Raw genomic sequence first — 6,318 nt, 5'->3', positions numbered from 1 at the left:
TGTCACCACGTTAGCGGATTCCCTTCGCGACTCATAATCGAGTCCGGGGAAGTGATTTCGGCATGCCGAAATCGACCCCGTTGAGGGTGGCTCGTAAGTAGTGGGTTGGCCGCTTCCGGCTGCTGTCTTGAGGCAGTACCCGGGTCAACGGCTCGGACTACATTACGTATCGCGCAAGAGGGCGTCAAGTTCGTCGGCGGCGGGGAACGTGGGCCCGATACGGGCTCACCGTCGGGTCGTTGGCGGTCCAGAAGCGCCAGGGCTGCGTGCTTCCGTCTCCGCCCACTCCGGTACGCGGACCGTTGCACACCTGGTCGGACGGTGGTCGGGTGCCGGTGAGCACGGCGAACGGTGAGCCCGGACCGTCGCATGCGTCGGCGCCGTCGAGATCACGGTCGACATCGAGGGCGGTGGCCAACCGGGCGGGTCCTTTGGCCAGTTCCTTGTCATGTCGGGCCGATTGTCGACGTTTGCGAGCCAGGTCCGCGCCTTCTGTGACCTCGCCGGCCCGCAGAAGTACCGCGTTGGCGGTGCCCTCCGGGCAGCAGACCAGATTCATGCAGTGCCACATGCCGTACGTGAAGTAGACGTAGACGAAGCCGGGTGGGCCGAACATGACGCCGTTGCGCTTCGTGCGGCCCCGGTAGGCGTGCGAGCCGGGGTCGACGTCGCCCGCGTACGCCTCGACCTCGGTGATGCGCAGTTCGATGGCGCCGTCCGCAGAACGCCTGACCAGTGTCCGGCCCAGCAGGTCGGGCGCGACCTCGAGTGCGGGACGGTCGAAGAAGGAGCGGGGCAAGGGCGTACGGTCAGGGGCCGCGATCATGCCGTCCGAGGGTAATGCAACGCTCGCCGTCGGACCGTGGGCACGAGATCCCCTCATCGGCAGGGTGATTCAGCGGAACCGGCGGCCGCCGGGCTGCGTTTGTAGTGATCAGTGCCGGTCTCGGTCGGACGGCGGCTCCCGGGCCGTGGTTGCCGGGGCGAGCGGAAGATTCGAGTCGAACCACAGGCGGGGCCTGGGGAGGAGAGTCATGGGGTTCAAGAAGATGCTGGCGAGTCTGGGTGCCGGCGGTGCCTCGGTGGAGACGGAACTGGCCGAGGTGAACGTGGTGCCCGGCGGCGTCGTCCAGGGCGAGGTCCGTATCCAGGGGGGATCCGTCGACCAGGAGATCCAGGGGCTGTCCGTCGGACTGCAGGCGCGCGTGGAGGTCGAGGGCAACGACCAGGAGACCAAGCAGAACATCGAGTTCACCAAGCAGCAGCTCGGCGGGGCCTTCGAGTTGAAGGCCGGTTCGGTGCACGCGGTGCAGTTCGGTCTCGAGATTCCTTGGGAGACCCCGGTCACCACCATCGACGGGACTCAGCTGCGGGGGATGAACATCGGGGTGACCACCGAGCTCGCGATCGCCCGGGCCATCGACTCCAGCGACCTCGACCCGGTGAATGTTCACCCTCTGCCGGCACAGCAGGCGATCCTCGATGCGTTCATCCAGCTGGGGTTCCGCTTCAAGAGCGCGGACATGGAGCGTGGCCAGATCCGCGGGACGCGGCAGCGGCTGCCGTTCTACCAGGAGGTCGAGTTCAACCCGCCGTCCCAGTACCGCGGTCTGAACCAGGTCGAGCTGACCTTCGTCGCCGACGACCGGGCGATGGACGTCGTACTGGAGATGGACAAGAAGCCCGGGCTGTTCAGCCAGGGCAGCGACACGTTCAAGTCCTTCGAGGTGGGACTGCACGACTACCAGTCGACGGACTGGCCGGCCTACCTGAACGAGTGGCTGTCCGCGGTCGGCAGCAAGCGCAACTGGCTGTGACGTCCGCGTCCTCTAGGCTCGTCAGCCAGTGATGACAGCCCGACCGGAGGTTTTTCGTGACTGACAAGAGGCCGCCTCTTCCCCATGACTTTCTGCCGGAGGTCGCGTCGTTCACGGTGGTGAGTGACGACGTGACGGCCGACGACCGGCTCGGTGAGGATCAGGTGCAGGCGGGCGGGAACGTGTCGCCGCAGCTGCGGTGGGACGGTTTCCCCGCCGAGACGAAGAGCTTCGCCGTGACCTGCTTCGACCCGGATGCCCCGACGGGCAGCGGGTTCTGGCACTGGGTGCTGTTCGACATCCCGGCATCGGTCACGTCACTGCCTGCGGGCGCGGGCAGTGACGGGTTCGAGGGACTTCCGGCGGGTGCGGTGCACGCACGGAACGACTACGGCACCCGGGCGTTCGACGGGGCCGCTCCCCCGCCGGGCGACGGTCCGCACCGCTATGTCTTCACGGTGTATGCCGTGGATGCGGAGGAGCTCGGTGCGGATGCCGATTGCTCGCCGGCGGTGGTCGGTTTCAATCTGCGCTTCCACACGCTGGCCCGCGCGCAGCTGGTCGGTGAGTACGAGGTGGACGCATAGCATTCACGCGCTGTTCGCCCGCCCCTGGTCAGCTGACCGACCAGGGGCGGGCATTTATATTGCGTTGTCCATCGCGGCGCGCCCGGCCAGAGTTGATCCCAGTCCGCCGCGGGGTGGGCGGTACACACGGGAGGGTGGGCGACATGCGGGACACGCTGGTGCTGAACGCGAGCTTCGAGCCCTTGTCGACGGTGACGCTGAACCGTGCCGTCGTTCTGGTGCTGCAGGACAAGGCCGTCGTCGAGCAGGCCCACCCCGAACTGCGAATGCGCGCGTCGGCGGTGGAATTGCCCGTGCCGCGGGTGATCCGGCTGTGCAGGTTCGTGCGGGTGCCGTTCCGAAGACACGCGCCGTGGTCGCGTAGAGGGGTGCTGGTGAGAGATGGTCACCGGTGCGCCTACTGCGGGAAGCGGGCTACGACCGTGGACCACGTGGTGCCGCGTTCGCAGGGCGGCCGGGACACCTGGTTGAACACGGTGGCCTCGTGCTCCACCGACAATCACCGCAAGGCCGACCGGACGCCGGAGCAGGCGGGGATGCCGTTGCTCTTCAAGGCGTTCGTGCCGTCGCCGGCCGATGCGATGCTGCTTGCGCTCGCCGCGGACGACCGTTCGGCGTTGCCGGAGTGGTTGCCGCAGCCGGTCGCTGCCTGATGAGCCGCGCGGCTCGGCGTACGTCGAGCCGCGCGGCTCACTGTCTGAGGACGAGCTGGACCAGTGCGACGCTGCCGACGATGACGACCAGGGTGCGCAGGGCCCAGGCAGGAAGCCGTCGGCCGTAGGTCCCGCTGAGGAGGCCGCCGGTGAGGGAACCGGCGGCGAGCAGCAGCACCACCTGCCACTCGAAGTGCGCGGCGAACAGGAAGAAGACCGCGGCGACGAAGTTGACCAGCGCTGCCAGGACGTTCTTTACGGCGTTCAGGCGCTGCAGGTCGTCGTCGAGGAGCATGCCCATCAGGGCTATGTAGAGGATGCCCTGGGCCGCGGTGAAGTAGCCGCCGTAGACGCTGGCGAGGAACAGTCCGACGGCCAGTGGCCAGCCGCCGTCTGCGCGGGCGGTGGTGCCGTTGCGGGCGCGGTGTCGCTGTACGGCCTTGGAGATGCGGGGTTGCAGGACCACGAGGACCAGGGCGAGGCCGACGAGTACCGGCACGATGGTCTCGAACGCCTCGGCGGGAAGCGTGAGCAGCAGGACCGCGCCGCACAGGCCTCCGGCCAGGACGAGCCCGCCGAGGCGGCGGATGCGGGCGCCCTGGCCGCGTAGTTCGCGCCGGTAGCCGAAGACGCCGCCGAGGATGCCGGGGAGCAGGCCGAGTCCATTGGATACGGTCGCGGTGACGGGCGGCAGGCCGACGGCGAGCAGCACCGGAAAGGTGATGAGCGTGCCGGAGCCGACGAGGGTGTTGATGGCGCCGGCGCCGGCTCCTGCGGCGAGTACGGCAATGATGTCCCAGATGCTCACAGGGGATCAGTTACTCACAGAGGATCAGTCGAGCGGGGGCTGTTCGCGGCGTTCGGTGGGCGCGCTCGACTGGGCCGGGACGCCTGCGGGTGCCGAACCGCCGCCCATCGGGCCGAAGTTGCCGATGGCTCCGGACAGGCCCTTGAGGGCGTCGCCGATCTCGCTGGGGACGATCCAGAGCTTGTTCGCGTCGCCCTCGGCGATCTTCGGAAGCATCTGGAGGTACTGGTAGGAGAGCAGCTTCTGGTCCGGGTCGCCCGCGTGGATCGACTCGAAGACCGTACGGATCGCCTGGGCCTCGCCCTCGGCGCGCAGGGCGGCTGCCTTGGCCTCGCCTTCGGCCTTGAGGATGGCCGACTGCTTCTCGCCCTCGGCGGTGAGGATCTGGGACTGGCGGATGCCCTCGGCGGTGAGGATCGCGGCGCGCTTGTCCCGGTCGGCGCGCATCTGCTTCTCCATCGAGTCCTGGATGGAGGTGGGCGGCTCGATGGCCTTGAGTTCGACGCGGTTGACGCGGATGCCCCACTTGCCGGTGGCCTCGTCGAGTACACCGCGCAGGGCCGCGTTGATCTCCTCGCGGGAGGTCAGGGTCCGCTCGAGGTCCATGCCGCCGATGATGTTGCGCAGCGTGGTGACGGTGAGTTGCTCGATGGCCTGGATGTAGCTGGCGACTTCGTAGGTCGCGGCGCGGGCGTCGGTGACCTGGTAGTAGATGACCGTGTCGATGTTGACCACCAGGTTGTCCTGGGTGATCACCGGCTGCGGCGGGAACGGCACGACCTGTTCGCGGAGGTCGATGCGGTTGCGGATGGAGTCGATGAACGGGACGACGATGTTCAGGCCCGCGTTGAGTGTGCGGGTGTAGCGGCCGAAGCGCTCCACGATGGCGGCGCTGGCCTGTGGGATCACCTGGATCGTCTTGATCAGTGCGATGAAGACGAGCACCACCAGGATGATGAGGACGATGATGATCGGTTGCATCGCGGCTTCCCGTGTCCCTTCGAGCTGGGAGATCTTGACGGTCGAGTCTTTCAGAACAGGGTGCGGTGCGTGGCCCGTTCGGTGATCCGGCGGCGCTTGCCGTGCCGGGGGACGGCCTACATCACCACCGCGGTGGCTCCGTCGATGTCGACCACGTCGACGTGCCGGCCGACTTCGTAGGATTCGCCCGCGTCGAGTGCGCGGGCGGACCAGACCTCGCCGGCGAGCTTGACCCGCCCGCCGTCGTTGTCGACCCGTTCCAGGACGACGGCCTGTCTGCCCTTCAACGCCTCGATTCCGGTGGCGTGTTGGGGTTGCTGGGCGCGATGTCTGGTGGCGATGGGGCGTACGACCGCGATCAGCGCGACCGAGACGACGGCGAAGACGACCACCTGCAGCACGACGTCACCGCCGAGGGCCGCGGTGACCGCGGCCGCGACGGCTCCGGCCGAGAGCATGCCCAACTCCGGCATCGCGGTGATGACCAGAGGGATCCCGAGTCCGGCCGCCGCGATCAGCCACCACACCCATGCGTCGATGTCCACCCGTTCATCGTAGGCGCGTGCGCGGTCGCGGGACAGGGGCCGATCAGGCCGTGGCCGGACCGCGACGGGCGTTCGCCCTGTCGCGGTCGGCGCGGGCTTCAGGAGAGCGGCAGTCCGTGGGCCGTCCAGCGGCCGCCGGTCTGTTCGACGACGAGCGGGAGGCCGAAGCAGCGCGAGAGGTTACGGGAGGTCAGCTCGAGCTCGATGGGTCCGGCGGCCAGGACCTCGCCCTGACGGATCATCAGGACGTGGGTGAATCCGGGCGCGATCTCCTCGACGTGGTGCGTGACCATGAGCATCGAGGGGGCGATCGGGTCCTGCGCGAGGCGTCCGAGGCGGCGTACGAGGTCCTCGCGGCCGCCGAGGTCGAGGCCGGCGGCGGGCTCGTCGAGGAGGAGAAGCTCGGGGTCGGTCATCAGAGCGCGGGCGATCATGGTGCGCTTGCGCTCGCCCTCGGAGAGGGTGCCGAACCTGCGGTCGAGGTAGTCCGTCATGCCGAGGCGGTCGAGAAAGGCGCGGGCGCGCTGCTCGTCGATCTCGTCGTAGTCCTCGTTCCAGCTGGCGGTCATGCCGTAGGCGGCGGTGAGGACGGTCTGCAGTACGGTCTGGCGCTTGGGCAGCTTGTCGGCGATGGCGATGCCGGCGACGCCGATACGAGGGCGCAGTTCGAAGACGTCGACCTTGCCGAGGGTGTCGCCGAGGATGGTGACCGAACCCTTGCTCGGGAAGAGGTAGCTTGACGCGACGTTGAGCAAGGTGGTCTTGCCGGCGCCGTTCGGCCCGAGGATGACCCAGCGTTCACCCTCCTTGACCGACCAGGAGACCTGGTCCACCAGAGCCCGGCCCTCGCGGACCACGGATACGTCCACCAGCTCCAGTACATCGCTCATGAGCGCGTTGTCTCCCATTGCAGTCTCGGCTCTCGCT

General features: G+C 68.1%; 8 protein-coding genes. 3 read left to right on the top strand and 5 right to left on the bottom strand.

Annotated elements, in window-relative coordinates; all coding sequences use genetic code 11:
- Positions 1-184 precede the first annotated feature (184 nt).
- A complete protein-coding gene (locus DSC45_RS11945) occupies positions 185-826 on the bottom strand; it encodes a DNA-3-methyladenine glycosylase (RefSeq protein ID WP_119289905.1) in 642 nt (213 codons plus the stop codon).
- A 208-nt stretch (positions 827-1,034) separates the two neighbouring features.
- Here DSC45_RS11945 and DSC45_RS11940 point away from each other — a divergent pair, with 208 nt between their 5' ends.
- The 3 genes from DSC45_RS11940 to DSC45_RS11930 all read left to right on the top strand — a co-directional run bounded on the left by DSC45_RS11940 (position 1,035) and on the right by DSC45_RS11930 (position 3,057).
- Positions 1,035-1,817 carry a sporulation protein gene (locus DSC45_RS11940; protein WP_119289903.1) on the top strand — a complete coding sequence of 261 codons (783 nt, stop codon included), beginning with the start codon at positions 1,035-1,037 and terminating at the stop codon, positions 1,815-1,817.
- Positions 1,818-1,873: 56 nt separating this feature from the next.
- On the top strand, positions 1,874-2,404 hold the full coding sequence (locus tag DSC45_RS11935) for a YbhB/YbcL family Raf kinase inhibitor-like protein (RefSeq protein WP_119289901.1): 531 nt from the start codon (positions 1,874-1,876) through the stop codon (positions 2,402-2,404).
- A 143-nt stretch (positions 2,405-2,547) separates the two neighbouring features.
- Positions 2,548-3,057 (top strand): HNH endonuclease, encoded by a 510-nt coding sequence (locus DSC45_RS11930; protein ID WP_119289899.1) that lies wholly within the window; start codon positions 2,548-2,550, stop codon positions 3,055-3,057.
- 37 nt (positions 3,058-3,094) lie between these two features.
- Here DSC45_RS11930 and DSC45_RS11925 read toward each other — a convergent pair whose 3' ends face one another.
- The 4 genes from DSC45_RS11925 to DSC45_RS11910 form a co-directional block, all read right to left on the bottom strand.
- Positions 3,095-3,865: a sulfite exporter TauE/SafE family protein gene (locus DSC45_RS11925; protein ID WP_119289897.1), complete on the bottom strand. Its 771-nt coding sequence runs from the start codon at positions 3,863-3,865 to the stop codon at positions 3,095-3,097.
- A gap of 24 nt (positions 3,866-3,889) precedes the next feature.
- Positions 3,890-4,846 (bottom strand): SPFH domain-containing protein, encoded by a 957-nt coding sequence (locus tag DSC45_RS11920; RefSeq protein ID WP_119289895.1) that lies wholly within the window; start codon positions 4,844-4,846, stop codon positions 3,890-3,892.
- Positions 4,847-4,962: 116 nt separating this feature from the next.
- Positions 4,963-5,391: an NfeD family protein gene (locus tag DSC45_RS11915; RefSeq protein ID WP_119289893.1), complete on the bottom strand. Its 429-nt coding sequence runs from the start codon at positions 5,389-5,391 to the stop codon at positions 4,963-4,965.
- 98 nt (positions 5,392-5,489) lie between these two features.
- Positions 5,490-6,281, bottom strand: a complete 792-nt coding sequence (locus DSC45_RS11910) for an ABC transporter ATP-binding protein (protein ID WP_119289992.1) — start codon at positions 6,279-6,281, stop codon at positions 5,490-5,492.
- Between the last annotated feature and the right edge of the window lie 37 nt (positions 6,282-6,318).

Source organism: Streptomyces sp. YIM 130001, assembly GCF_003574445.1.
In the GTDB taxonomy this organism is placed as follows: Bacteria; Actinomycetota; Actinomycetes; order Streptomycetales; family Streptomycetaceae; genus Streptomyces.
The sequence above is the reverse complement of the archived record's forward strand: the minus strand, read 5'-3'. Positions and strand labels throughout refer to the sequence as shown.

What these genes read in the sequence shown, in the direction of transcription:
- DSC45_RS11945 (WP_119289905.1), bottom strand. Translation starts at nt 826, where the DNA reads ATGATCGCGGCCCCTGACCGTACGCCCTTGCCCCGCTCCTTCTTCGAC.
- DSC45_RS11940 (WP_119289903.1), top strand. Translation starts at nt 1,035, where the DNA reads ATGGGGTTCAAGAAGATGCTGGCGAGTCTGGGTGCCGGCGGTGCCTCG.
- DSC45_RS11930 (WP_119289899.1), top strand. Translation starts at nt 2,548, where the DNA reads ATGCGGGACACGCTGGTGCTGAACGCGAGCTTCGAGCCCTTGTCGACG.
- DSC45_RS11920 (WP_119289895.1), bottom strand. Translation starts at nt 4,846, where the DNA reads ATGCAACCGATCATCATCGTCCTCATCATCCTGGTGGTGCTCGTCTTC.
- DSC45_RS11910 (WP_119289992.1), bottom strand. Translation starts at nt 6,281, where the DNA reads ATGAGCGATGTACTGGAGCTGGTGGACGTATCCGTGGTCCGCGAGGGC.